Source organism: Streptomyces sp. NPDC036815 (assembly GCF_055609205.1).
In genome coordinates this window covers 109,884-135,128 of the sequence record NZ_JBVJPW010000008.1, presented here as the reverse complement: position 1 = coordinate 135,128, position 25,245 = coordinate 109,884, and the positions used below count along the sequence as shown (strand labels likewise).

The window sequence follows — 25,245 nt, the reverse complement described above, 5'->3', positions numbered from 1 at the left end:
CCCAACACCCACGGCCAACAGCGTTAATTAGGTTAGGCTAAGCTAAGGTCAACTTGGCAGTCGGACCCAGCCGCGCGCGTTCAGGGGAGGGGACATAACCCATGGGCTTACCCGCCATCGGCTCGTATCCGATGCCGGACCGCAGAGCCCTCCCCCGGTCGCACGTCTCCTGGAGGATCGATCCGATGCGTGCCGCGCTGCTCGTGCACGACATGCAGAACCACTTCGTCGGCGCATTCCCGACAGGACGCTCCCCCGTGGTGGAACTCGTCGACAACATCGCGACGCTCCGGGAGCTGGCAGGGACGCTGGGCATGCCCGTCGTCTTCAGTGCGGAGCCGGCCGGACAGGCTCCGGGACAGCGCAGGCTCGTCGCCGACATGTGGGGTCCGGGCATAGGGGACGAGCCGGGTGCGGCCTCGATCGTGGCACCCCTCACGCCTCGGCCGGGCGAGCACCTGTTGGCCAACGTGCGCCACAACGCCTTCTTACGCAGCCACCTAGGCAGGCTGCTGCGTTCGAAGGGACGGGACCAGCTGATCGTCTGCGGGGTGTACGCACACCTCGGAGTCCTCCTGACCGTGGCGGATGCGTTCATGAACGACATCCAGCCGTTCGTCGCCGCCGACGCGGTGGCTGACGTCTCCGCCGAGGATCACGCCCTGGCCCTGCGCTGGGCCGCCCGCAGCGGCATGGTCTGCACGACAGACGGACTGCTGCGCGGGCTGATCCTGCACAGAGAGCCGAACAACGCCTGACCGCTGCCGCCCGACCCCGACCGATCACCTGCTCGGTCGACAGAAGCCGCACAAGGCGCGCGACATGCGATTTGCGGCTGTGGCAGTGGCATACGGCGTGCCGCAGCAGAGATACGGACACCACGAGAGACGGAGATCATGACAGTACGGGCCGCGGTGGCCGGAGCGAGTGGCTATGCCGGTGGGGAGATCCTCCGCCTGTTGTCGTCACATCCGGAGATCGAGATCGGCGCGGTGACCGCGCACAGCCGTGCGGGGCGGAGGCTCGGGGAGGTGCAGCCGCACCTGGCCGCCGTCGCGGACCGGGTCCTGGTGGAGACGTCGGCGGCGTCCCTGCGAGGTCATGACGTCGTGTTCCTCGCGCTGCCGCACGGCCAGTCCGCCGAGCTGGCACGGCAGTTGGCGGACGACACCCTCGTCGTGGACTGCGGGGCGGACTTCCGGTTGCGTGAGCCGGGCGACTGGGAGCGGTTCTACGGCACCCCGCATGCCGGGAGCTGGCCTTACGGGTTGCCTGAACTGCCGGGCGCGAGGGACGAGTTGCGGGGCGCCCGCCGTATTGCCGTACCGGGCTGCTACCCGACAGCCGTGACCCTGGCGTTGTACCCGGCCTTCCTGGCGCGGCTGGTGGAGCCGGAGGCCGTCATCGTCGCCGCCAGCGGTACGTCGGGGGCGGGGCGGGTGGCCAAGCCTCATCTGGTCGGCTCCGAGGTGATGGGGTCGATGGCGCCGTACGGGGTCGGGGGCGGCCACCGGCACACGCCGGAGCTGACCCAGAACCTCTCCCAGGTCGCGGGCGAGCGCGTGACCGTGTCCTTCACGCCGACCTTGGCGCCCATGCCCCGGGGCATCCTCGCCACCTGCTCGGCACGCCTGCGCCCCGGCCCGACAGCGCAGGCCGCAGAGGACGAAGCGCGGGCTGCGTACGGGACGGCCTACGCCGACGAGCCGTTCGTGGACCTGTTGCCGCCCGGTGCCTGGCCGTCCACGGCCGCCGTTCTCGGATCCAACACCGCCCGGATACAGGTGGCCGTGGACGCCGACGCCCGTCGGCTCGTCTGTGTCAGCGCGATCGACAACCTGACCAAGGGCACCGCCGGTGGTGCGGTGCAGAGCATGAACGTCGCCCTCGGCCTGCCCGAAGGCGCGGGCCTGCCCATGAATGGAGTGGCTCCGTGAGCGTGACCGCTGCCCGGGGGTTCTTCGCGAGCGGAGTGCCCGCCGGGATCAAGGAGTCCGGTGACCCGGACCTGGCGCTGGTGGTGAACCGCGGGCCGTCGGACGCGGCGGCCGCCGTGTTCACTTCGAACCGGGTGCAGGCCGCGCCCGTGCGCTGGTCCCGGCGCGCGGTGGCCGACGGTGCGTTGTCCGCGGTGGTGCTCAACTCCGGTGGGGCCAACGCCTGTACGGGGCCCGCAGGCGAGGCCGATGCCCGGGCGATGGCCGAGCGTACGGCGCGGGCGGTCGGCGTCGAAGCCGGAGGGGTCGCGGTGTGCTCGACGGGGCTCATCGGCGTTCCGCTGCCCATGGACCGGGTGACAGCCGGGATCGACGTCGCCGCGGAACACCTGTCGGACGACGGTGGTGAGGACGCGGCCGTGGCGATCAAGACGACCGACTCGGTGCACAAGACGGCGGTGGTGGCCGGTCCCGGCTGGACCGTGGGCGGTATGGCGAAGGGCGCGGGCATGCTCGCCCCCGGCCTCGCGACCATGCTGGTGGTGCTCATCACGGATGCCGACGTGCGCGCGTCCGAGCTCGACTCCGCGCTCAGGGAAGCGGTGCGTACGACCTTCGATCGCGTCGACTCGGACGGCTGCATGTCCACCAACGACACCGTGTTGCTGCTCGCGTCGGGGGCCTCGGGGATCCGGCCGGAGCCGGTCGCGTTCGCGGAGGCCGTGCACGGTGTGTGTCTCGATCTGGCGCAGCGGCTCATCGCGGACGCGGAGGGTGCTTCGAAGGAGATCGAGGTGCGGGTGGTCGGCGCGGCTTCGGAGCGGGACGCCGTGGAGGTGGGCAGGTCGGTGGCCCGGAACAACCTCCTCAAGTGCGCCCTGCACGGCGAGGATCCGAACTGGGGGCGGGTGTTGTCGGCCATCGGCACGACCTCTGCCGTCTTCGATCCGGACCGCCTGGACGTGGCGATGAACGGCGTCCTGGTGTGCCGGGACGGGGCGGCCGGGGAGCCTCGGGACACGGTGGACCTGTCGGGACGCCAGGTGACGGTCACTGTCGACCTGCGCTCCGGTACGGCGGCGGCGACGATCTGGACGAACGATCTCACCGCCGCGTACGTCCACGAGAACAGCGCGTACAGCTCGTGAACGGGGTAGGGGCGGACATGCCAGCAGACATGCGCACGGTCGTCGGCGAGCACGAACACGGGCACGGGCACGGGCACGCAGATGCGGATACGAATACGGATACGGATGTAGATACGTATGTGGGTCCGTCCAGCAGGGCGTTTCCCCATGCGGCGGAGACTGAGTCGGAGGCGCACGAGGGAACGCGGCGGTACGAGGAGATCGAGGAGATACCGGAGGAGCTGCGGGGCAGCGTCGTCGTCGTCAAGTTCGGTGGCAATGCGATGGTGGACGCGAGCCTGCAGCGGACGTTCGCCCGGGACGTCGTGGAGCTGTGGCACGCGGGCCTGCGACCCGTCGTCGTGCACGGGGGCGGGCCGCAGATCAGCGCGATGCTCGACCGCCTCGCCCTGGAGACCCGTTTCGAGGCGGGCCTGCGGGTGACCACTCCGGAGACGATGGAAGTGGTCCGGATGGTCCTGACCGGCCGCGTCCAGCGGGAGTTGGTCGGCCACATCAACGCGCACGGGCCGTTCGCCGTGGGAATGACGGGCGAGGACGCGCACACGATGACGGCCGTACGGCGACCCGCCTGGGTGGACGGTCGGCCGGTGGACATCGGTCTCGTCGGCGACGTCGTGGACGTGAACCCGAGCATGATGCGCAGCCTCCTGGAGCAGGGGCACATACCGGTGGTCTCCCCCGTGGCCCGCGGCAAGGAAGGCGAGGTCTACAACGTCAACGCCGATCTCGCGGCCTCGGCCCTGGCCGTGGCTCTGGACGCCGAACGTCTCGTGATGCTGACCGATGTGGAGGGGTTGTACGCGGACTGGCCGCACAGCACCGAGGTGATCGAGCGTCTGACGGCCGACGCACTGGACGGAATGCTGCCGGGACTGGCGAGCGGGATGCTGCCGAAGATGGAGGGCTGTCTGCGGGCTGTTCGCGGTGGCGTGCGCAAGGCTCACGTGGTCGACGGGCGGGTTCCGCATGCGGTGTTGCGGGGGCTCCTGGACGGTAGCGGACCTGGCACGACGGTGGTTCCTTCCGACGGTGAGGCCGATGCGTGTGGGGCCGCGGCCTCCGCGAGCGGTGTGAGTCCCGCGTCCGGCGTGGGGCCTGCGTCCGGCGTGGGGCCTGCGTCCGGTGTGAGTCCCGCGATCGGCGTGGGCCCCGAGGGAGTTGAGGCGCCGGTCGGTCAGAGTGCCGTTCCGGTGGTTTCGCGTAGGCGTCCGGAACACGACGAGTGTGCCGTGTGATGTGGCTGAGTCGGGTGCGTCTGACGCATCTGATGCGTCTGATGCGTCTGATGCGTCTGAATCTGGTGCGTTTGACCTGATGTCCGGAACCGCGGTCACGCCTCGCGGCGTCTCGGGGGCGGGGCATGGCTGATCCCTCATGACATGTTCCGTAATTGGAGCACACGACTGGGGTGGGGACGGTGGGGATGGCGTCGCTCGCAGAGCTGCTCGGGGAGCTCAAGGAGCGGTCGGGTCTCAGCTATGGAGTGCTGGGCGAGCGACTTCACATGAGTACGTCCGCGTTGCACCGGTACTGCAGCGGGGATGCGGTGCCCACCCGATTCGCGTTGGCGGAACGGTTCGCACGGGCCTGTGGGGCGTCGCGGGAGGAGCTGGTGGAGGTCCACCGGCGGTGGGTCCTGGCCGATGCGGCCCGGGGGCGGAAGGGGGCGACGGAGGCGGAGGTCGGGCCCGCCGCCTCCACTGCCCTGACGCCCGGTTCCGACGCGGAGCGGGGGCCCGAGCCGGAGCCACATCCCGAGCCACATCCCGAGCAGGGAGCTGAGCCCCAGCCACTCCCCCCGCCTCCCAAGCGACGCACTCTCCTCCTCGTCCTCGCAGCCGCCCTCGCCGCCGTCGTCATCGCGGTCGGGTCCGTCGTCCTCGCCGTGAACGCCAGAGGCGACGGCGACAAGGACAAGCACAACCGGAGCGCCGGGCATGGCGCCTCGTCGGACCCGGGTGCCCCGTCGCCCGCCCAGCGGGGCCAGAGCGGCGCCAACGGCACGCCCGAGGGAAAGGGCGCGTCCCCCGACGAAGGGATGCCCCCCAGGACGGGGAAGGCGGACGGAGGCCAAGGCATGAACGGCGCCCCCTCCCTCCGGGGCTCCGGCAGCTCCGACAGCACCGACAGCTCCGACACCTCCGACAACGTCAACAACTCCACCAACTCCGGGAAGTCCGAGCAAGGGAACCCCACGCGCGGCACCTCACGAGGCGGCGGCAAGGGGCCCGCCTCCGGCGGTGGGCGGCACGAGAACCCCGGTGTGGCGCTGACGGCACGTACCAGGCCGTACGCCGACGAATTCGACGAGGACTGCGTGCGGAGTTTCCTCGTGAACCGCGACGCCGACGAGATGCCGAAGCCGCCCGCGCGGCAGGACATGCCCGCCTGGGTGGGTGAACTCGGTGCCGTGTCGGCCCGCGCCCAGTACATCCAGGTCACCCTGCAGGGCACGGGCAAAGATCCCGTCGTCCTGGAGAAGATGGACGTCCGCGTGCAGAGGCGCGGTGCGCCGACGCCCTGGAACACCTTCCACATACGGAGCTCATGCGCCGAACCGATGGACACCGAGTCCTTCACGGTCGACCTCGATGCCGCGGCGCCGCGGGTCACGCCCATTGAGGGCCAGCGCGGCTTTCCGTACAAGGTCAGCGAGAGCGACCCGCTGGTCTTCTACGTCACCGCACGGGCCGAGAAGCACGACGTCCGCTGGTATCTGGAACTGCGCTGGTCCAGCGGTCACCGGCACGGGACACTCCGCATCGACGACCAGGGCAGGCCGTTCCGCACCAGCGGCTCGGCAGGGCGTCCCGCCTATCGGTGGGAGGGTGCGGACGGGTGGCTGAAGGGCCCGTACGAGAACTGAACTCGCACACGGACCACGGCTGAACTCACGAACTCACGAACTCACGAACTCACCCGCATGCGACGGCTGAGCTCACTCCCGTACAACGGCTGAACTTGCGTACGGGCCAAGGGAAGGCTGAGGCTCCGCCCCAACCGTGGCTGGACCCCCGTATCGACCGCTCCTCACAGACCGATCGTCAGAATGCGAGCGCCGCGCCGCGGGTCGAGGGAGTTCGCCCAAGATGCGGGCGCCAGACGCGCGGACGTGGGCCTGAACCCGTAGCGGAGGAACAGGTCGCCGCCGCCGGTCGTCGCCGTGAACAGCGCGTCGAGCGACTGGGCGTGGGCGACGGCCAGTACGGCGCGCAGGAGTCCGCCCCCCACGCCGCGCCCCTGCCGGTGTCCGGCCACGCAGAAGTTGTACAGAACGCCCACCGGCCCGCGCCCCGGCTCGGCCGGGTGCACGCGCAGGCCCACGCAGCCTTCGAGTGCGCCCCCGGCGAGTACGCCCCCGGCGAGCGGGCCCCCGGGGACGTCCGCCACGAGGAAGTCGGCAGCTTGGGCGGCGTACAGCGAGGCCGGCCGTTGCCGCAGCGCGCCCGAGCGTACGAACGGCTGGGAGAGGGCGACGAGTGCTGCGGCGTCCTCCTCGCGGGCGGAGCGCACGGTGGGCGTCCGCCCGGGGAGTGCGGGCAGCAGCGGGGCAGGGCGCGGCGTAGCCGTGATCAAGGCTTACCTTCCTCGGTTCCACGGTCGAAGGACGGCTCGTCGCCGTGCCAGTTCCCCGACGACCAAGCAAAGTAAGGCTAGCCTTACCTAATCGGTGAGTCCAGTTGGTCCCGGGCGCACCGAGGGGCAGCAGGGAACGGACGGGGCGCGGGCGGGGCACGGAGAGGGCGGGTACCCACCGCAGAGCCAAAGGGATATGTCGCCCAGAAATCCGCGACTAAGAGACAACGCGACTAGGAGACAAAGAGAGAAAAAGAGAAAGGCAAGAGGGCTGTACTCACCTCTTGCCACTCTCAACTTATAGCTCACTGGGGGGCTTGCGGCAAGGCCCCGGTCGTACCGCAGAATCACTGGCCTCGGATCGGAGCTGATGACGTGAACCCCCAGGCCACCAGTGCTTTCAACCTGCCCGCCAACCTCTCGGCCAAGGCCGACACCGCGCTGATCGACACGGACGACCGGCACTTCGCGGCCATCGCGGAGTGCCTCGACCGGACCGTCGCCGAACTCTCCGGCCGTCTCGACGACTTGCGCAAGGCCCCCGGTGGCATCGGCCGCGAGGCGATGGACCGGGACGCCGAGATCCACCGGGTGAGCGGCCGCCTGCGGGCGCTGCGCCGCTTCGGGCTCGACCTGTGTCTGGGGCGCGTCGTCACCACGGACGACGCCGGGCCCCTGCACACCGAATCCCCGCACACCGGGCTCCCGCACACCGGGCTCCCGCACACCGAATCCCCGCACACCGAACCCCTGTACATCGGCCGCCTGGGCCTCACCGACAGCGAGGGCCGTCGGCTCCTGGTCGACTGGCGCTCTCCCGCCGCCGAGCCGTTCTTCGCGGCGACCCACGCCCATCCGATGGGCCTTGCGAGCCGTCGGAGGTATCGCTGGACCGGCGGCCGGATCAGTGACTACTGGGACGAGGTCTTCACCGCCGACGGCTTCGAGCAGCACGCCGCGCTCGACGACCAGTCCGCGTTCATCGCCAGTCTCGGCGGCAACCGGTCGGCCCGGATGCGCGACGTGCTCGGCACGATCCAGGCCGACCAGGACGCCATCATCCGCGCGGGCTCGCGCGGCGCCCTCGTCGTCGACGGCGGCCCGGGCACGGGCAAGACCGTGGTCGCGCTGCACCGTTCCGCCTACCTCCTCTACTCCGACCCGCGCCTCGGCCACCGCCGTGGCGGCGTGCTCTTCGTCGGGCCGCACGAGCCCTACCTGGGCTACGTCGCCGACGTCCTGCCCAGCCTCGGGGAGGAGGGCGTGCAGACCTGCACCCTGCGGGACCTCGTCACCGAGGGCGCGGCCGCGGTGCCCGAGGCCGACCCGGACGTGGCCCGCCTGAAGTCGTCCGCGGACATGGTGAAGGCGATCGAGAAGGCCGTCCAGTTCTACGAGGAGCCGCCTACCGCGGCCCTGACGGCCACCACCGCCTGGTCCGACGTCCGGGTGAGCGCCGACGACTGGGCCGAGGCGTTCCGGGCGCCGGGCCCCGGCACCGCGCACAACGAGGCGCGCGAACTGATCTGGGAGGAACTGGCCACGATCCTGATGGACAAGCTGGGCATGGACGAGGAGGAGGACGGCGTCTCGGCGGACATGTTCCTGCGGTCGCTGCGCCAGGACAGGGAGCTGGTCACGACTCTGCACCGCGCGTGGCCGCTGCTCGAAGCCGCCGATGTGGTCTCCGATCTGTGGACGGTCCCCGCCTATCTGCGGATGTGCGCGCCCTGGCTCGACCGGGACGACGTGGCGAAGCTGCGGCGCAAGGACGCCCCGCGGGCCTGGACCGTCTCCGACCTTCCGCTGCTCGACGCGGCGCGGCAGCGGCTCGGCGACCCGGAGGCGGCGCGGCTCGCACGCCGCCAGGCCGCGGCCGTCGCCGCCGAACGCGAGCGCATGGCCCTCGTCATCGACGACATCATCTCGGCGGCCGACTTCAACTCCGCCGGCGACGACAGCGAGGGCGCGGTGCGGATGCTGCGCGGCAGGGATCTGCAGGACAGCCTGATCGACGAGAGCGCGCTGCCCACCGCCGATCCGGACCGGCTGGCGGGGCCGTTCGCGCACGTCGTCGTGGACGAGGCGCAGGAACTGACCGACGCCGAATGGCAGATGCTGCTGCTGCGCTGCCCCTCCCGGAGTTTCACCATCGTCGGGGACCGCGCCCAGGCGCGGCACGGGTTCGCCGAGTCGTGGGAGGAGCGTCTGCGACGGGTCGGCATCGACCGGCTCAAGCTGGCCTCCCTGAGCGTCAACTACCGCACGCCGGAAGAGGTCATGGCGGAGGCCGAGCCGGTCATCCGGGCCGAGCTCCCCGACGCCAACGTGCCGACGTCCATCCGCAGCAGCGGCATTCCCGTCGTCCACGGGCCGGTCACGGACCTGGACGCGGTCCTCGACGCGTGGCTCGACGAGCACGCCGAAGGGGTGGCCTGTGTCATCGGCGATCCGACGTTCCGGGCGAGGCCGCGGGTGCGGTCGCTGACCCCGGAGCTGTCGAAGGGGCTGGAGTTCGACCTGGTGGTCCTGGTCGACCCGGAGACGTTCGGCGAGGGCATCGAGGGTGCGGTCGACCGCTATGTCGCGATGACCAGGGCGACCCAGCGGCTCGTCGTCCTCACCAGCCGCTGACGGCACACCGCCGGGTGGCCGCCCCGCTCCCGCCGCCACCCCGCTCACTCACGCCGCCGCCTCCCCGCCCTCGCGTCCGCCGACGTACGTCGCCACCACCTCGATGTCGCCGATACGGGACGTGTCGACGCGCCGTGGGTCGTCGCCGAGCACGACGAGGTCGGCGAGCTTGCCCGGGGTGAGGGTGCCGAGGCCGTCCTCCCAGTGGCAGGCGCGGGCGGCGGCGACCGTGTAGGCGTGCAGGGCCTCGTCGACGGTGATGCCCTCGTCCGCGCCGATGACCTGGCCGGACTCGGAGGCGCGCTCGACCATGAACTGGACGGCGCGCAGCGGGGAGCCGTCCGCGACCGGGCGGTCGGAGCTGCCGACGAGGGGGATGCCGTGGTCCAGGAACGCCCTGCCGCGGTAGAGCCACGGAGCGCGTTCCTCGCCCAGGACCGCCGCGTAGTCGTCGCCGAAGAAGCGCAGGAAACTCGGCTGAACGACGGCGCTGACGCCGAGCCGTGCGAGGCGCGGCAGCTGGTCGGGGCGGATCAGGCCCGCGTGTTCGATGCGGTGCCGGGCGCCGGGGCGGGGCCGCAGGCGCTGGGCCCGTTCCAGGGCGTCCAGGGCGAGGTCGGCCGCGCGGTCGCCGATCGCGTGGACGGCGAGCTGCCAGCCCGCGAGGTGACCGTGGATGATCGTCTCCGCGAGCGCTTCCGGGTCGTCCTGCAGCCGGCCCGCGTGACCGAGACCTTCGTACGGGCTGCTGAGCGCGGCGGTGCGGGCCATCATCCCGCCGTCGGTGTAGATCTTCAGCGCGCCGACGGAGAGCCGGTCGTCGCCGAACCCGGTGCGCAGACCGAGGTCGAGGGCGCGGGGGATGCCGTCGGCCTCGTGTGCGGCGACCGGGTTCAGCCGGTCCGCGGAGACCATGAGCTGCACGCGCAGCGGCAACAGGCCTTCCTCGCGGGCGCGTTGGTAGGCGCCCAGTTCCACGGGGCTGTGGCCGAACAGGGCGCCGCCGATGCCCGCTTCCGCGCAGGCGGTGACGCCCTCGGCCAGGCAGGTGCGGGCGGCGCGTCCGATCGCCCGGGCCAGCTCGTGCTGGGAGTACGGCAGGCGCAGCGCGCGGGCGGCAGCCATGGCGCCCTCGGCGAGGAAGCCGTTCTCGTGCGGGACGCCGTCGGGGAGCAGGTCGAGGACGGCGGAGTTCACGACGCAGCCGTGTCCGGATTCGTGCAGCACGTACAGCTTGCGGCCGTGGGCCACCGTGTCGAGTTCGGCGGCGGTCAGATGGCGGCCGAGGACACGCTGGTCGTAACCGGCGATGTCCACCCAGGCGCCGGGCGGGCCCTCGGTCGCGGCGGCCGCCGCCACGACGGCGAGCACGTCGTCGACGCGGGTGCGGCCCGCGATGCTCACGGTGTTCTGTTTGAACCCGGTCCAGGCCAGGTGCACATGGGCGTCGATGAACCCGGGCAGCACGGTGGCGCCCTGGAGGTCGACGACCTCCCGGGCGGGCAGGGAGGTCACGGCCTCGTCCAGGCCCGCGATCCGGCCCCGCCAGATGCCCAGGTCGTGGGCGACGGGGTGCGCCGGATCCATGGTGAGGAAGCGTGCGTTCGTCAGTCTGGTGCAGAGCATCGGCGGTGTCCCTCCGCGGTGTGGAACACGTCCGGGGCGGGCGGTGCCCGGTTCGCGCGGGTGGGTCAGCCGTCCATGGACGTGGCGAGGGACCGGGGGCGCAGATCGGTCCAGTTGGTCTCGATGTACTCCAGGCAGGCCTCCCGGGTGTTCTCCGCGAAGGCGGTGGTCCAGCCCCCGGGCACCTCGGCGAAGGACGGCCAGAGCGAGTGCTGTCCCTCGTCGTTCACCAGGACCAGGAAACGGCCTTCGGGGTCATCGAAGGGGTTGGTGCTCATGTGTCGGTGCCTCCTTGGCCGCGCCGGGCGCGACGGACGCTGAACGCGGGCCGCGTCAGGGCCCGTTCAGACGGTGGAACGGGATGGAACGGAAGAGCCTGATTAGGTTAGGCTCCCCTAAATTAATGCGAGCTTAGCCTCTCCCCCTCCCCTCTCACAAGGAGACGTTCATGCGCACGGAGAACGCCTCCGACGCCTTCACCGCGTACGGGCCGACCGGCGAACCCGGCACCGACGCGTTCTGGGCGACGGCCCGTACCCCCGCCTCCGTACCCGCCGACGGCGGGGGCTGGACGACCCTGTTCCTGTGGCGCGGATCGCCGGCGAGCATCGGCTTCGAGAGCTGGTCGGAGCCGGTCCCCCTGCGCCGGTGGGGCGACACGGACTGCTGGTACGCCGAGGTGCCCATGCCCGCGCGGCTGCGCGTGACGTACCAGTTCCTCGTGGACGGTGAGCCCCACGCCGATCCGCTCAACCCGGCCGGCGCGGGCGGCGACCGGTCCATCGCCGCGACGCCCGACGCCCCGGCCCAGCCGCACTGGCCCCTCGTCGGCGCCGACGACGTCCTGCCCGTCCCGCGCACCCGGATCCGCTGGGCGAGCGACCGGCTCGGCGGGCGGCGCACCGTGCGGGTCCACCCGGTGGGCGGCGGCGGGCCGTTGGTCCTGCTGCTCGACGGCGACGACTGGCTGTACCTGCACCCTGCCGTGACCGCGTTCGACGCGGCCTTCGCCAGTGGCGAGATGCCCGCCGTCACCCTCGTCTTCCTCCCGTCCAAGGACCGGGCGGCCGAGTTCGGGTGCGGGCCCGAGCTGTGGGAGGCCGTCCGGGACGAACTGCTGCCGCTGGTGGCGGAGTGCGGCGTTCCGGCCGACGCGGACCGGCTGGTGGTCGCCGGGCAGAGCCTCGGCGGGCTGAGCGCGATGTACGCGGCGCTGCGCTTCCCCGACCTGGTCTCCCGCGTCGCCTGCCAGTCCCCATCGTTCTGGTGGACGCCCGACGCCATCGGCGGCACGGACCCGCTGGGCGGACCGGTCGGCGGCACGGTCGCGGCGCTCCTGCGGGAACGCCCCGACCTGTCCGGGCTGCGGATCGCGTTCGACGTCGGGGAGCACGAGACGCGGATGCTGCCGCACTGCGAGCTGACCGAGGAACTGACGCGGCGGGCCGGAGCGACCGTACGGGTCTCGCGGTCGGCGGCGGGCCACGACCGTGCGGGCTGGCGAGCCCCTCTTCTCAGGGACGTCGCCTGGGCGCTCGGCTCCGCGCAGGAGTAGCGTCGCCGCCGCGCACGACCGGGCCTACCGCGCCACCGCCGAGCAGTAGGCCTCGTCGTGGGCCAGCAGATTGCGGTGGCTGTCCTCGGCCGTGATGACGCCGTCGTCCAGGACGAGGACGCGGTCGGCGGCGTCCAGGAGGGCCGGACTGCTGGTGAGCACGACGGTGGTGCGGCCCCGGCGCAGCTTCGCGATGTTGCGGGCGATGAGCTGTTCGGTGACCGCGTCGACGGCCGTCGTCGGGTTGTGCAGGACGAGGACGTCGGTGTCGGCGGCCAGGGCGCGGGCCAGCGAAAGGCGTTGGCGCTGGCCTCCGGAGAGGTTGGCGCCGCGGTCGCGGACGGCGTAGTCGAGGCCCTCGCGGTGCAGGGCGACGACGTCGGTCAGCAGGGACGCCTCGACGGCCTCGGGGACGGTACGGCTGGTGCCCGACGGGTCGATGTTGGTGCGCAGGGTGCCCGCGAAGATCTCTCCGTCGTACGGGTTCACCAGCATGTGCTCGCGGACCGCCTCGACCGACAGGGCGGCGACCTCCTGCCCGCTGAGCCGCACCACCCCCTCGTACGCCTCCGGCGGGACGTTCGCGGCGAGGACCGACGCGAGGTCGGCCACGGCGCGCGGCTGGTAGCCGGCGATCGCCACGAACTCGCCCGCGGCCACCGTGAACTTGAGCTCGCGCAAGGAGCCGTACCGGACGCAGTCGACCTCCAGGTCGCCGCCCGGGGCGGGGCGCTCCGGGCCCGGGTTCGTGACCGGCGGCGCCGAGAGGACCAGCGCCATGCGCTCGGCCGACGCCCGCGCGATCATCACGTACTTGGGCATCTCCGAGAACATCTTGAGCGGTTCCATGATGAACTGCGCGAGGCCGACGGCCATGACGAGCTCGCCGATGGTGATCCGGCCCTCGAAGGCGAGCCAGCCCGCGGTCAGCGTCACCGCGGCCGCGAGGACCGCGTTGAGGGCCTGGGCCGTGCCCGCGTAGACGCCGTTGACCTTGGCGACCGTGATCGACTGGTGCTTCGCCTCCGCGCTGACCGTGCGGTAGGACCGGAACGCCGCGTGGTTGCCGCCGAAGCCGTGCAGCGGGCGCAGGCCGCTGATCAGGTCGGCGACCTTCGCGCCCGCCCGGGCCACCCGGGTCTGCTGTTCGCGGGTGCTCGAACCGATGCGCTTGGACATCACGCTCAGGACCGACAGGATCGCGACCGTTCCCACGATCACGAGGAGGCCGAGCCGGAGGTCGGCGAGGCCCAGGGCGACCGCCGCGACCACCACCGCGACCAGCGAACTGATGAGCAGCGGCACCACCTCGATGATGTCCGCGGTCTGGTCGGCGTCCTCGGTGGCGATGGTCAGAACCTCGCCGGACTTCAGGTCGACGTCCCTGGCCACCGGCTGGAGCCCGCAGGCGGCGACCTTCACCCGCCAGCGGTGCGCCTCGGTCGTGTTGGCCTTCTGCAGGACGCGCATGCCGAACCGCCACGACAGCGAGACGGTCGTGATGATCACCGCGAGGGCGGCGATCGACAGACCGAGCGCGCCGAGGGTCCGGTCGTCCCGCATCGTGTGCTCGACGATCAGGCCGAGCGCGATGGGGAAGGCCGTCTCGCCCGCCTGGTAGAGGCCCATGAGCAGGGTGCCCCAGGCCATGGCGCCGACGTTGCGGCGCAGGGCGGCCCTGAGGATGTCGGACCCTTGGCGGGGCCGCTGCGGGTCGGGGGTCGTGTCAGGAGTTGTCATCGAGATGGCGGGCAATCGCTTCCGGGGTTCGCAGGGTGAACAGGTCACGGATGGTGACCACGGGGCCGTACTCGCGGCGGAGCAGCCCGATGAGGCGCACCGCCAGCATGGAGTGTCCGCCGAGGGACACGAAATCGCTCACCGCGCTCACCTCGTCGTCGTCGAGGTCCAGGGCTTCGGCGAAGAACTCGCAGACCACCGTCTCGGTCTCGGTCTCCGGGCCGCGCTCCCCCGCCGTGGTCAGCGCGCCGAGGGGCTTGGCCTCCGGCAGCGCCTTGGTGTCAGCCTTCCCGTTCACGGTCAGCGGGATGCTGTCGACCTGGGCGTAGTGCGTGGGGCGCAGGAAGTCCGGCAGGCCCGTGCCCACCTCGGCGGCGACGCCTGCCAGGTCGGCGCCGTCGAGCACCAGGTAGGCGGCGAGCCGGTACGCGCCGTCGACCTGCGGGTCGGGCTGGGCGACCGCGGCGGCGAACCGCACGGCGGGGTGCGCGGCGAACGCGGCCTCGACCTCGCCCAGTTCGACCCGGTGCCCGCGGATCTTGACCTGCTGGTCGGTGCGGCCCAGGTACGTCAGGTTCCCGTCGGGCCTGCGGACGACCAGGTCCCCGGTGCGGTACATGCGCTCGCCGGGGCCACCGAAGGGGCACGCGACGAAGCGGTGCGCGGTCTGTCCCGGCTGCCCGAGGTAACCGCGGGCGATGCCGACGCCCGCCACGTACAGCTCGCCGGGAACACCGTCCGGCAGCGGCCGCAGCCAGGGGTCGAGGACGTACACGTCGGTGTTGTCGATCGCGACGCCCACCACCGGGTCCTGGCATTCGAAGGTGCCCACGCCGAGGGTGTTGATGGTGTACTCGGTGGGCCCGTAGAGGTTGTAGCCGACGGTGCCTTCGGTCTCGGCGAGCCGCTGCCAGAGCGTCGGCGTGACGGCCTCGCCGCCGAGCAGGACCAGCGCGGGGCGCCGCTCCGGGTCGGTGAGCAGGCCCTCGGCCACCAGCTGCTGGGCGTACGTCGGCGTCACGTTGATGACGTCGATCCCGTGCTCCAGGCAGTACGCGACCAGGCCGGGCGCGTCACGGCGCAGCTCCTCGTCGCAGATGTGCACCTCATGGCCGTCGGCGAGCCACAGCAGCTCCTCCCACGACATGTCGAAGGCGAACGACACGGTGTGCGCGATGCGGAACGTCCTGTGCCCGTGCTCGGCGAGGACCGGCTCGAAGATCCGGCGCCGGTGGTTGACGAGCATGTTGGTGAGCCCGGCGTACTCGGTCACCACACCCTTGGGCTTGCCGGTCGATCCGGAGGTGTAGATCGTGTACGCGGGGTGGCGCAGGCGGTCCGGGTCGTCCGGCGCGAACGTCACGAACGGCTCGGCCGCCGGCAGCGGACGGTCCAGCTCGATCAGGTCGCCGGACGCGACCGGGCCGCCGGTGAGCCGGGGCGACACGTCGCTCACGGTGAGGATCACCTCCGGGCGGGCGTCCGCGACGATCGCCGCGATCCGCTCGTCCGGGTGGTCAAGCTCCAGCGGCACATAGGCGGCGCCGACGCGCAGCACGGCGAACAGCGCCACGATCGAGTCGAGGGAGCGCGGGATCGCGAGGCCCACGGTAGTCTCCGGGCCGATGCCGCGCGCGGCGAGCACGCCCGCCACCGCGCGGCTGCGGTCCCGGAGTCCGGCGAACGTCATGGTCGAGCCGTGGGCGACGAGGGCGGTCCGCTCCGGGTCGCGGTCGGCGGCCAGGTCGAACCGGTCGACGACGGTGTCGGTGCCGACGTCGGTGCGTTCGGCGGGCACGGGCTGCTCGCCGAGGCCGGGCAGCGCGCCGACCGGGCCCGTCGAGCGGGCCAGGTCCTCCAGGACGCGTACGTAGTCGTCGAGGAGGCGACGGGCGTCCTCGGTGTCGCCGTGGCGGTGCTCCAGCTTGACGGTGAGCCGGTCGCCGGGCGTGACGACCCAGGTGAACGGATAGTGCGTGGAGTCGTCGGCCTTCACCGAGGTGATGCCGTGCCGGGAGTTCATCTCGGCGAAGGCGTCCATGTCCAGGAAGTTCTGGAGCACGAACAGGTTGTCGAAGAGGGTGTCGTGCCCGCTGGCGCGCTGGATCTCGCCGAGGCCGAGGTGCTCGTGCTCCATCGCCTCGACCCGGGACGCCTGGACGGCCGACAGGTAGGCGCCGACGGTGTCCTCGGGCCGGGCCCGCGTCCACATGGGCACGGTGTTGAGCAGCACGCCGACGATGTCGGACAGGCCCTCTCCGTCACGGCCGGAGACGGTCACGCCGAACACCGCGTCGCTGCGGCCCGTGTGCGCGCCGAGCAGCAGGCCGAACGCGCCGGTGAGGACCGAGTTCAGCGTGACGCCGTGCTCCTTGGCGGCGACCCGCAGCAGGTCCGACTGGTCGGCGGAGAGCGTGTGCACGAGCGCGGGCGGCAGCTCCTCGGAGAGGGCCGGGGCCGGTCCGGCGAGCAGGGTCGGGCCCGGCAGCTGCGCCAGGTGCTCCGCCCAGAAGCGCTCCGACACGGCGGAGTCCTTGGCGTCGAGCGCCCGGGCGTGGTCCTCGAAGCTCGGCGAGGCGGGCGTCGCGTCGAACGGTGCGCCCGCGACGACGGCCTCGTAGGCGTCGAACAGGTCGCGCAGCACGATCTCGCGCGACCAGCCGTCCCACAGCAGCAGGTGGTAGCTGAGCAGCAGTCCGTCGTGGCCGCCGGGCAGGCGGACCACGGTCAGCCGGATCAGCGGCAGTTCGGCCGGGTCGAAGCCGGTGTCGCGGTCCCGGGTGCGGAAGTCCTCGATCTCCGCTTCGCCCGACAGCTCCACCGTGCGGACGTCGGCCCGGCGGCCCGCCTTGAGGACCTGGACCGGGTTCCCTTCGTCGTCGGTGGTGAAGCCCGCGCCGACGACCGGGTGCCGCGCGATGACGTGGGCCATCGCCTCGGCGAGCGCGTCGGCGTCCAGGCGCCGGTCGAAGGTGAACCAGCTCTGTGCGACGTAGTGCCCGGCGGTGCCCGCCAGTTGGGCCTGGAAGTACAGGCCGCGCTGCAGCGGGGTGACCGGCGCGGTGCGCTCGGCGGTCGCGGAGGCGTCGGCGATCCGCAGCAGTGCGTCGCGCCAGTGCTCGGTGATCTCGTCGGGGACGCCTTCGGCGAGGGTGAAAGTGGCGTGCAGGCTGCCGGTGGCGTCGTCGGTCCAGGCGTTGACCTCGACGGCGTAGGGGCTGCCCTGGTCGCCGCCGGTGAGGTGCAACGCCTGGGACTCGCTGCCCCTGCCGAGGTAGTTGAACAGGACCTGCGGGCGGCCGGTGAGCAGCGGAGCCGTCTGCGGGTTGAGGTACCTGAGCTGCCCGTACGCGACGTGACCGCGCTCGTCCGGCTGGCGCTCGGCGACCTCGCGCGCCGCGGCGACGGGGTCGGTGTGGGCCGTGAGGCGCACCGGCGCGATGGAGGTGAACCAGCCGACGGTACGGGTGTAGTCGTGCTGTTCGAGGACCGGGACCCGGCCGTGCCGCTCCAGCTCGACCGCGAGGTCGGTGGGTTCGGCCTGGACGTGGGTCAGCGCGGTGCGCAGCGCGCCGCAGAGCAGCTCGGTGAGGCCGGTGCCGAGCGCGGCGGGCGCGGTGCGGGTCACGCGGTCGCTCACGTCGGGCGGCAGTACGACGGTGGTCTCGCGCAGGCCTGTGGCCGCGGACCCCGGCAGCAGCGCGGGCGCCTGGAGCGTGGTGATCCAGTGGCCCAGGTCGTCGAGCGCGTCGGCGGACCGGAGCGTCAGCGCCTCGGCGTACTCGGCGTAGGACGTGGTCGGCGGCGCCAGGTCCGCGCCGCTCAGGGCGGTGGCGAGGTCGTCGATGAGGACCAGCCAGGAGACCGCGTCGACGGCGAGGTGGTGCACGGTGACGACGAGGCTGCGACGCGCCTCCAGCCACGAGAACGCGATGACGTGCCCGGCTTCGGGGTCGAGCCGTCCCGCGGCCTCGTTCGCCGCCGCCGTGGCGTCGGCGGCTTCGGTGCGGACGACGGTGACGTCGCGGGCGGGCTCGGTGCTCAGGGCCCACACGCCGTGCTCGGTGCGCAGCCGCAGCCGGAGGGCCGGGTGTGCGGCCACGACGGCGTTCGCGGCGCGCCCGATGTCGGCGAATTTGGCGCTCTCGGGTACCCGCACCGTCCTGGCCTGCGCGAACCGGGCGAGGGAGCCGCCCAGTTCACGCTGGCGCAGAACGATCGGCGTGGGCGGCAGCGGGCCGTCCGCGCGCCGGTCGGGTGCGGGCGCCGCGCTCTGCGGTGCGTGGGCCGCCAGGTGTGCGGCGAGGGCGCGCGGCGTCCGGCACAGGAACACGTCCCGGGGCGCGATCGGCAGGCCGAGCGCCCGGGCGCGGTTGATCACGGTGATGGCGACGATGCTGTCGCCCCCGGCGGCGAAGAAGTCGGTGTCGGCGTCGACGGCGGAGCCGGGCAGGGCTCCCTCGAAGACGCCCACCAGGGAGGCGAGTACGGAGTCGGTACCGGGCCCCGTCAGGGGCGCGGGGAACCGCGCGGCCGACCACGAACCATCCGCAGCCGTGAGCGCGGCCGCGTCGGTACCGGCCGTGGACTGCCTCGCCCGCTCGGCCAGAGCTCCGCGGTCCAGCTTGCCGTTGACCGTCAGCGGCAGGGCGTCGACCGGCAGCACCCGGCCCGGCACCATGTGCACGGGCAGCGTGGCGGCCAGCAGGCCCGGGAGGTCCTCGGGCACCCGGCCCACGACGTGCGCGACCAGGTGGTCGCCGCTGTCGGCGACGGTGACGGCCACGTCGGCCACCCCGTCGAGCGCGCGGACCGCGGACTCGACCTCGCCGAGTTCGATGCGGAAGCCCTTGAGCTGCACCTGGTCGTCGGCGCGTCCCACGAACTGAAGCTCGCCGTCGAGCGTGCGGCGGGCGAGGTCGCCCGTGTGGTACATCCGGGAGCCGTCGTCCACGAACGGGTTCGCCACGAATCGGCCCGCGGTCAGGCCCGCCCTGCCCAGGTAGCCGAGCGACACCTGGTCGCCCGCGACGTAGATGGCGCCGACCCGGCCCGGCGGCACCGGCCGGAGCCGGTCGTCGAGCAGGTGGGTGACCAGGCCCGGGAGCGGGCCGCCGATCGGGCTGACGTCGTCGCCCGAGCCGAAGTCCGCCTCGGTCAGGACCCGGTGCGTGACGTGGACGGTCGTCTCGGTGATGCCGTACATGTTGACCAGCTCGGGCGATCCCGTGCCGTGCCGGTCGATCCAGCCGCGCAGCCGCCCGAGGTCCAGCGCCTCGCCGCCGAAGATGATCTTCCGCAGCGCGGGGAGCGGCTCGCCGACGTGCCGGTCGGCCTCGATGAACTGGTAGAAGGCCGACGGGGTCTGGTTGAGCACGCTCACGCCGCGCTCGCGGACCAGGCGGTGGAAGTCGACCGGCGAGCGGGTCAGGCCGTACTCCGGCACGAGCAGCTCGCCGCCGTGCGCCAGCGCGCCCCACAGCTCCCAGACCGCGAAGTCGAAGGAGAAGGAGTGGAACTGGACCCACACGTCGTGCGGCCCGAAGCCCATGTCGGGCCGGGTGTTGGCGAGCAGCGTCACCACGCTGGAGTGCGGGACGACGACGCCCTTGGGGCGGCCGGTCGAGCCGGACGTGTAGATCACGTACGCGGGGTCGTGCCGGTCCGCCTCGGGGCCGGAGACCTCGGCGGCGTCCCCCGGGAGCTCCTCGCCCTGGACGAGGACGCGGGCCGGCGTGCCGGTCCGCTCCAGGAGGGCGGTGAAGCGGTCGCGCTGCTCGCGGTCGACGAGGACGACCTGCGGCGCGGCGTCGGCGAGGACGTACTCCAGGCGCTCGTCCGGGTAGGCCAGGTCCAGCGGTACGTACGCGCCGCCCGCCGTGACGATCGCGACCAGGGCGACGACCTGCTCGACGGAGCGGGGCACGGCGACGGCGACCCGCTTGCCGGGGCCGACCCCGGCGGCGCGCAGCGTGCGGGCCAACGCGTCCTTGGCCTCGGCCAGTTCGCCGTACGTGAGGGAACGGCTGGTGCCGTCGAGCGCGCACTGGGTGACCGCGACGGCCGTCGGATCGCGGCGCACGGCGGCGTCGAAGAGGCCGCCCAGGGTCGTCGGTCCGGCCGGGGCGGGGCGCCGGTCGGCCTCGGCGCCGAGGTCGTCGACCAGGGCGTCCGGGCGGGTGAGCAGGCCGTCGAGGGCCCGGGAGAAGGAGCGCAGGATGTCCTGGGCGCTCTCCTCGCGCAGCAGCCGTCCGTCGTAGATGAGGTTGAAGCGGGGGCGCCCGTCGAGCGCGCGCTCCACCACGAGCGTCAACGGGTAGTGCGGGGCACCCTCGTTGACGATGTCGGTGACGGCGAACTCGGCGCCGGGGACGCGCAGGCCGTCCACGTCGGTCGCGACGTCGAACACCACCAGGGTGTCGAACAGCGATCCCGCGCCCGCCTGACGTCCGATCCGCGCCAGCGAGACGTGCTGGTGCGGCAGTACGGCGCTCTGGTGCTCCCGCACCGAGGCGAGCAGGTCGCGCGCCGTGGTCGTGCCGGTCCAGCGGGCGCGCACGGGGATGGTGTTGATGAACAGGCCCACCATGTCCCCGATGCCGGGCACGTCGGCGTCGCGCCCGGAGACCGTGGAGCCGAAGACGACGTCGCTGCCGTGCAGGATGCCGCCCAGCGTCACCGCCCAGGCGCTGTGCACGGCGACGCTCAGCGGCACGCCGGCCGCGCGGACGGCCGCGTCGATGTCCTCGGCGGGCTCGACCGCGGTGTCGGCGAACCGGTCGGAGGGGGTGTGTCCCTCGGCGACGAGCGAGGCACCGGGCAGCTCGGCGAGCTCCTCGCGCCACACCCGGTCGCTCTCGTCGTCGTCGCGCCCGGCGAGCCAGCCCACGTAGTCGGCGAAGCCGCCGACCGGGTGGACGGTGCCCGGCGCGTGGTACTCGGCGAGCAGCGCGCGCAGCATCGGCGGCACCGACCAGCCGTCGGCGATGATGTGGTGCACGGTCTGCACGAGGACGGCACGGCCCGCTCCGGTGCGGATCAGCGTGTACCGCATCAGCGGTCCGGTGGCGAGGTCGAACCCGGCGCGGCGGTCCCGCTCGGCGATCTCGCGGATCGCGGCTTCGGTGATGCCGGGGCGGTCCAGCGTGGTGAAGGGCGCCCGGACGCCGCTCTCCAGGACGGAGACGACGCGGCCGTCGGCGAGGGCGGTGAAGCGGGCCGCCAGGCTGGGGTAGAGGGTGAGGAGCCGGGTGGCGGCGGCCGCGAGCCGGTCGGCGTCCACCTCGCCGTCCAGGGTGAGGAGTTGCTGCTCGACGTAGGCGCCCGCCGAGTCGTCGTCGAAGACCGAGTGGAAGTACAGGCCCTCCTGCAGCGGGGTCAGCGGCAGGATGTCGCGCAGGGCGGGGCCGTCGAGCGCGTCGACGTCGGCCTGGTCGAGCGCGACCAGCGGGAAGTCGCTGGGCGAGTGGCCGCCCTGGTCGAGCGCGGCGAGTCCGGCGAGTGCCGCCCGGAAGTACCCGCCGAGGGTGGCGATGTCCTCGTCGGTGAAGACGCCGTCGGGCCAGGAGACGGTGGTGACCAGTTCGTACTCGCCGCCGGCCGCGGCCGGTTCGGCGATCGCGTTGAACTCCAGGGCCCGCGGAAGACGCATGCCCGGATCGCGCTTCTCACCCAACTGCCCGGTGGCGCCCGAGAGTTGCCAGTCGCCGGAGGCTCCGGCGTCGAAGCGGCCCAGGTAGTTGAAGAGCACCTGCGGGGCGGGCGCGTCGAACTCGGCGCCGCCCAGGTAGCGCAGGGCGCCGTAGGAGAGGCCGTTGCTCGGCACCCGTGCGAGGTCTTCCTTGACCGCCTTGAGCGCGGCGGCGAGGTACGCGGGAGCCGTGAGGTCGGCCGCCGCGCCGGGGTCCACGGTCACCGGGAACAGCGTGGTGAACCAGCCCACCGTGCGCGACAGTTCCGGCTCGAAGCCCGCGCTCTGCGCCACGTACCGCCCCTCGCGGCCGTGGCCCTCCAGCTCGATGTGCGCGAACGTCTGGTCCTGACCGAGGTCGCGGCGCCACCGGGCGAGGGCGACGGCGAGGGCGGTCAGCAGGACGTCGTTGACGCCCGCGTGGAACTTGGCGGGGATGTCGCCGAGCAGCGCGGCGGTGACCTCGGGGCCGACCGTGACGGTCTGCAGCCGCTCCCGTGCGACGGTGTCGGCCGCGGTCGGCGCGCGCCTGCCCACCGGCTGGTCCGTGCCCGGCAGGGCCTGCCGGAAGTACGCGCGGTCGGCGGCGAAGTCAGCACGGCCCAGGAGCTGGGTCCAGCGCCGGAACGAGGTGCCCACCGGGGGCAGTTCGACCGGTGTGCCCGAGGACGTCTGCCGCCAGGCGGTGGCCAGGTCCTCCATCAGGACCCGCCAGGAGACGCCGTCGATCACCACGTGGTGGACGACGACGACCAGCTGGCGTGCCGCCCTGCGCCAGACGGCCCGCAGCATCACGCCGTCGTCCGGGGCGAGCCCCTCGGTGGCGAGCGCGACGCACGCCTCCAGCGGCAGGTCGCTCTCCTGCCAGACCGGCGCGGCCGGGGCCGGGGCCGGGATGTCGAAGCTCCAGCGGTCGCCGCGCACCAGGCGGGCGCGGAGCATGTCGTGGTGCGCGAGGAGCGCGGGGAAGATCTCGTCGAGGGCGTCGGCGGTCAGGTCCTCGGGGGTGTTGAGCACCACGGACTGCACGAAGCCGTCGATCGCGTCGGTGGTCTCGCCGAGCCACTGCACGATGGGTGAGCCCTCGACGGCGCCGGTCGCGACGTCGCTGTGGTCCACGGCGGAGATGTCCTCGCGGCTCGCCACCGCGGCCAGCGCCCCGATGACGCTGTGGGTGAAGATCTGGCGCACCGTGACGTAGAGGCCCGCGTCGCGCAGCGCGCTGAGCAGCGAGATGGTCAGGATGCTGTCGCCGCCGAGCTGGAAGAAGTCCTGGTCCACACCGACTTCGTCGAGCTGCAGGAGCTCGGCGACCGCCGCGCACACCACGCGCTCGTTCTCGGTGGCGGGCGCGACGACCGCGCCCGTGTCCGCGGTGGGTTCCGGCAGCGCGTTGCGGTCGAGCTTGCCGTTGGCGGTGAGCGGGAACGCGTCCATCACGACGATGTGGGCGGGCACCATGTACTCGACCATGTGGCGGGTGGCCCACGCCTTGACGTCGTCCGCCCGCAGGTCTTCAGCCCCGGCGGCCGGGATCACGTAGCCCACCAGGTAGGTGCCGCCCGCCGCGTTCTTCTTCGCGACGACGCAGGTGTGCCGGACCCCGGGGTGTTCCGCGAGGCCGACCTCGACGTCCTCGATCTCCAGGCGCATGCCGCGGATCTTGATCTGGTTGTCGGCCCGGCCGAGGAAGTCGAGGGAGCCGTCCGGGGCGAACCGGGCGAGGTCACCGGTCCGGTAGAGCCGGGAGCCGTCGGAGGCGAAGGGGTTGGCCACGAAGCGGGAGGCCGTCAGGCCGGGCGCGTTGACGTAGCCGCGGCCCAGGAGGAAGCCGCCCGCGTACAGCTCGCCGCCGACGCCGACCGGGACCGGACGCAGCTCGTCGTCGAGGACGTACAGCTGGGTGTTGGGGTTGGCCCTGCCGATCGACGTCGACAGGCGTTCGGCGGCGCCCCGGTAGATGACGTGCGAGACGCCGATCGTCGTCTCGGCCGGGCCGTAGCCGTGGTACAGGGGGATGTCGAGCCGGGTGCGGAACCGCTCGTAGAGCTCGGGGGTCAGCACCTCGCCGCCGCACCAGACGTGCCGCAGGCTGTCGAGGCGGCCGGAGTCGCCCGCTATCTCCAGGAGCACGTCCATCATGGACGACACCAAGTACGTGAAGGTGACGCGCTGTTCGGCGATCACGCTCAGCAGGTGGTGCGGGTCGCGCTCGCCGCCGGTCCGCAGGACCACGAGGCGGCCGCCGGTCACCAGCGGCAGGAAGATCTCGTTGATGGAGATGTCGAACGACAGCGGCGCCTTGAACAGCGAGGCGTCGTCGTGGCCGAAGCCCAGGATCTCGTGGGCCTGCCAGAGCAGCCGCTCGCTGATCGCGGCGTGCCGGATCATCGCGCCCTTGGGCCGCCCGGTCGAGCCGGACGTGAAGATCACGTACGCGAGGGCCTCGCCGTCGAGGGGGACTTCGGGGGCCTCGGCGGGTAGGGAGCCGAACCGCCAGTCGCCGAGGTCGACGGCGACGGCTTCCGGTTCGTCGGGGTCGTGCACGCCCGAGTCGTTCAGCTGCAGCACGACGCGGGCGTCCTCGATGACGACGGCGCGGCGCGCGGCGGGCCACTGGGGGTCGAGGGGGACGAACGCGCAGCCCGCCTGGAGGACGCCGAGCAGGCCGACGACCATGTCGGCGGAGCGGCCGAGCGAGATCCCGACGACCTGCTCGGCGGTGAGCCCGCGCTCGATGAGGTGGTGCGCCAACTGGGCCGACCGCTCGGCCGCCTGACGGTAGGTCAGCGAGCGGTGCTCGTCGACGATCGCCACGGCGTCGGGCCTGGTCCGCGCCTGTTCGCGGAACATCTCGACGATGGTGGGGCGGATCCGGTCGGCGTCGGTGTCGTTCCACTCGGCCAGGGTCCGCAGCCGCTCCGCCGCGCTGGACGGGGCGATGGTGCCGAGCGGCCGGTCCGGGAAGTCGGCGAGGTCGTCGAGGGCGAGCTGGGCCGCCGCCTGCTCGACGCCGTCGGGGACGGCGATGCTCCAGCCGTCCGCGCCGGCGTCCCGACTGCCGGGCCCGGTCCCGCCGTTGTCGACCCAGCCGAGGACGTCGGCGAAGAGCGTGCCGGGGGCGAGCTCGATGCCTTCGGGGCTTCGGCCCGTCGCCCAGTACGCCAGGCCGATGGCACACGCCTCGGCGATCGTCCGGTCGGAGTAGCCACCGGCCCGCCGACGTACGTCGGCCAGGCGCGCGGGAGAAAGCAGTACGAGGCGAGCGCTCGGTTCCATCATCGAAGACAGCGTCCCTTCCAGGTCATCGCAGTTAGGCTAACCTAAATAAGGGTT

Annotated in this window: 11 protein-coding genes and 1 pseudogene; 7 read left to right on the top strand and 5 right to left on the bottom strand. The window is 72.5% G+C overall.

All coding sequences use genetic code 11. The annotated features are described in order from the left end of the window. Positions 1 to 101: 101 nt before the first annotated feature. From ACZ69I_RS18565 to ACZ69I_RS18545, 5 genes and pseudogenes are all read left to right on the top strand, one after another. Positions 102 to 758 carry an isochorismatase family protein gene (locus ACZ69I_RS18565; protein ID WP_470833281.1) on the top strand — a complete coding sequence of 219 codons (657 nt, stop codon included), beginning with the start codon at positions 102 to 104 and terminating at the stop codon, positions 756 to 758. Positions 759 to 896: 138 nt separating this feature from the next. Further along, complete coding sequence (gene argC, locus ACZ69I_RS18560) at positions 897 to 1,937, top strand: N-acetyl-gamma-glutamyl-phosphate reductase (RefSeq protein WP_470833279.1); 1,041 nt, start codon at positions 897 to 899, stop codon at positions 1,935 to 1,937. Next, a complete protein-coding gene (gene argJ, locus ACZ69I_RS18555) occupies positions 1,934 to 3,085 on the top strand; it encodes a bifunctional glutamate N-acetyltransferase/amino-acid acetyltransferase ArgJ (RefSeq protein ID WP_470833277.1) in 1,152 nt (383 codons plus the stop codon). Before argC ends, argJ begins: the two co-directional genes overlap by 4 nt. A 200-nt stretch (positions 3,086 to 3,285) precedes the next feature. After that, a pseudogene (gene argB / locus ACZ69I_RS18550) lies at positions 3,286 to 4,116 on the top strand (acetylglutamate kinase); the annotation flags it as partial. Positions 4,117 to 4,511: 395 nt separating this feature from the next. Beyond that, positions 4,512 to 5,954 carry a helix-turn-helix domain-containing protein gene (locus ACZ69I_RS18545; protein ID WP_470833276.1) on the top strand — a complete coding sequence of 481 codons (1,443 nt, stop codon included), beginning with the start codon at positions 4,512 to 4,514 and terminating at the stop codon, positions 5,952 to 5,954. Between the two features lie 164 nt (positions 5,955 to 6,118). Here the strand turns inward: ACZ69I_RS18545 and ACZ69I_RS18540 are convergent, their stop codons facing one another. Continuing rightward, positions 6,119 to 6,664, bottom strand: a complete 546-nt coding sequence (locus ACZ69I_RS18540) for a GNAT family N-acetyltransferase (RefSeq protein WP_470833274.1) — start codon at positions 6,662 to 6,664, stop codon at positions 6,119 to 6,121. A 375-nt stretch (positions 6,665 to 7,039) separates the two neighbouring features. Between ACZ69I_RS18540 and helR the strand changes: the two genes are divergently transcribed. Further along, positions 7,040 to 9,298: an RNA polymerase recycling motor ATPase HelR gene (helR, locus tag ACZ69I_RS18535; RefSeq protein WP_470833273.1), complete on the top strand. Its 2,259-nt coding sequence runs from the start codon at positions 7,040 to 7,042 to the stop codon at positions 9,296 to 9,298. A 48-nt stretch (positions 9,299 to 9,346) separates the two neighbouring features. Here the strand turns inward: helR and ACZ69I_RS18530 are convergent, their stop codons facing one another. Both ACZ69I_RS18530 and ACZ69I_RS18525 read right to left on the bottom strand, forming a co-directional pair. After that, a complete protein-coding gene (locus ACZ69I_RS18530) occupies positions 9,347 to 10,924 on the bottom strand; it encodes an amidohydrolase (protein ID WP_470833272.1) in 1,578 nt (525 codons plus the stop codon). A gap of 65 nt (positions 10,925 to 10,989) precedes the next feature. Then, a complete protein-coding gene (locus ACZ69I_RS18525) occupies positions 10,990 to 11,202 on the bottom strand; it encodes an MbtH family protein (protein ID WP_467676821.1) in 213 nt (70 codons plus the stop codon). 170 nt (positions 11,203 to 11,372) lie between these two features. Here ACZ69I_RS18525 and ACZ69I_RS18520 point away from each other — a divergent pair, with 170 nt between their 5' ends. Then, positions 11,373 to 12,479: an alpha/beta hydrolase-fold protein gene (locus tag ACZ69I_RS18520; RefSeq protein ID WP_470833270.1), complete on the top strand. Its 1,107-nt coding sequence runs from the start codon at positions 11,373 to 11,375 to the stop codon at positions 12,477 to 12,479. Positions 12,480 to 12,503: 24 nt separating this feature from the next. On the opposite strand, the gene ACZ69I_RS18515 is transcribed toward ACZ69I_RS18520, so the two are convergent. Together ACZ69I_RS18515 and ACZ69I_RS18510 are read right to left on the bottom strand one after the other, a co-directional pair. Beyond that, a complete protein-coding gene (locus tag ACZ69I_RS18515) occupies positions 12,504 to 14,219 on the bottom strand; it encodes an ABC transporter ATP-binding protein (protein WP_470833268.1) in 1,716 nt (571 codons plus the stop codon). Further along, positions 14,206 to 25,191, bottom strand: a complete 10,986-nt coding sequence (locus tag ACZ69I_RS18510; protein WP_470833267.1) for a non-ribosomal peptide synthetase — start codon at positions 25,189 to 25,191, stop codon at positions 14,206 to 14,208. Before ACZ69I_RS18510 ends, ACZ69I_RS18515 begins: the two co-directional genes overlap by 14 nt. Between the last annotated feature and the right edge of the window lie 54 nt (positions 25,192 to 25,245).

What these genes read in the sequence shown, in the direction of transcription:
- ACZ69I_RS18530 (WP_470833272.1), bottom strand. Translation starts at nt 10,924, where the DNA reads ATGCTCTGCACCAGACTGACGAACGCACGCTTCCTCACCATGGATCCG.
- ACZ69I_RS18545 (WP_470833276.1), top strand. Translation starts at nt 4,512, where the DNA reads ATGGCGTCGCTCGCAGAGCTGCTCGGGGAGCTCAAGGAGCGGTCGGGT.
- ACZ69I_RS18525 (WP_467676821.1), bottom strand. Translation starts at nt 11,202, where the DNA reads ATGAGCACCAACCCCTTCGATGACCCCGAAGGCCGTTTCCTGGTCCTG.
- ACZ69I_RS18515 (WP_470833268.1), bottom strand. Translation starts at nt 14,219, where the DNA reads ATGACAACTCCTGACACGACCCCCGACCCGCAGCGGCCCCGCCAAGGG.
- ACZ69I_RS18520 (WP_470833270.1), top strand. Translation starts at nt 11,373, where the DNA reads ATGCGCACGGAGAACGCCTCCGACGCCTTCACCGCGTACGGGCCGACC.
- argC (WP_470833279.1), top strand. Translation starts at nt 897, where the DNA reads ATGACAGTACGGGCCGCGGTGGCCGGAGCGAGTGGCTATGCCGGTGGG.
- ACZ69I_RS18510 (WP_470833267.1), bottom strand. Translation starts at nt 25,191, where the DNA reads ATGATGGAACCGAGCGCTCGCCTCGTACTGCTTTCTCCCGCGCGCCTG.
- ACZ69I_RS18565 (WP_470833281.1), top strand. Translation starts at nt 102, where the DNA reads ATGGGCTTACCCGCCATCGGCTCGTATCCGATGCCGGACCGCAGAGCC.